This window comes from Acinetobacter sp. CFCC 10889 (assembly GCF_003268395.1).
Lineage (GTDB): Bacteria > Pseudomonadota > Gammaproteobacteria > Pseudomonadales > Moraxellaceae > Acinetobacter.
In genome coordinates this window covers 1-1,286 of sequence record NZ_LQXQ01000151.1, presented here as the reverse complement: position 1 = coordinate 1,286, position 1,286 = coordinate 1, and the positions used below count along the sequence as shown (strand labels likewise).

Sequence of the window (1,286 nt, the reverse complement as noted above, 5' to 3'; positions counted from 1 at the left end):
GATGTGGACTCAGGATTTTAGACCACAGCTATAAGTGATAATCTACTCCCCAATGAGCATGGGAAATGCTTGTTTTTGGAGTCAAATATGACACGAAGAAAACGTCGTAATCACTCAGCAGAATTTAAAGCTAAGGTTGCATTAGCAGCACTGAAAGGCGATCAGACACTTGCTGAGCTTTCTGTTCAATTCGATTTACATCAAAACCAAATCATTGATTGGAAAAATCAACTGCTTGAACAATCAGTCAATATTTTTTCATGTCCAACAGCACAACCAGAACCAGAGATTGATCTAAAAGCCTTACATGCCAAGATAGGACATCAGGCACTGCAAATTGATTTTTTAGAATCTGCGCTCAGAAAAACAGGGCAACTGAGCGGCAAAAAATGATCGATAAGACCCATCGACTTTCGGTACGGCAACAAGCACAATTGATTAAAATCAATCGTAGTACGTTGTATTACAAGCCCAAAGAGATTTCATCAACTGATTTGAGTTTGATGCGTCTAATCGATGAGATTCACCTCGACTATCCATTTATGGGCAGTCGAATGATACGGGACATGCTGCAGCGTCAAGGACATCAAATTGGTCGGCGTAAAGTCCGACGATTAATGCGCTTGATGGGAATACATGCCCTGTATCCAAAGCCAAATACAAGTAAGCCTAGTCTTGAACACCGTATTTATCCATATCTGTTGAAAAACATGGTTATAGATCGTTCCAATCAGGTTTGGTGTACCGATATTACGTATATTCCGATGGCGAAAGGCTTTGTCTATCTGTGTGCGATAGTAGATTGGCATAGTCGTAAAGTACTGGCGCATCGTGTGTCTATCAGTATGGAAGTGGACTTTTGCATAGAAGCTCTGCAAGAGGCAATCGTGAAATACGGTTGTCCTGAGGTATTCAATACAGACCAAGGCAGTCAATTCACCAGTGAATCCTTTCTGAATGAGCTGAAATTGCGTAATATCCGTATCAGCATGGATGGTAAAGGACGGTGGATGGATAATGTCATGATTGAGCGTTTATGGCGTAGTGTGAAGCATGAAGAAGTTTACCTGAAGGCTTACGATACTGTTAAAATAGCGAAACAATCGATTGCTAAGTATTTGGATTTTTATAACACGATACGTCCTCATTCAAGTTTAAATAAGGCAACACCAAATGAATTTTATGATCGACATTTACCCAAGGTAATGGCAGCATAATTTGAATATTTAGAGTGGATTTATTACTTATAGAAATGATGTTAGTGGTCTAGTTAGCGGAGCCACATC

Annotated in this window: 1 protein-coding gene; it reads left to right on the top strand. The window is 40.0% G+C overall.

Annotation, left to right across the window (positions count from 1 at the left end; translation table 11 throughout):
* Positions 1-87: 87 nt before the first annotated feature.
* Positions 88-1,217, top strand: a protein-coding gene (locus AVJ19_RS21100; RefSeq protein WP_111861428.1) for an IS3 family transposase whose coding sequence is annotated in 2 segments (ribosomal slippage) — positions 88-340 and positions 340-1,217 — 1,131 coding nt in all. Because the reading frame shifts where the segments join, the coding sequence is not laid out codon by codon here.
* The last annotated feature ends 69 nt before the right edge of the window (positions 1,218-1,286 follow it).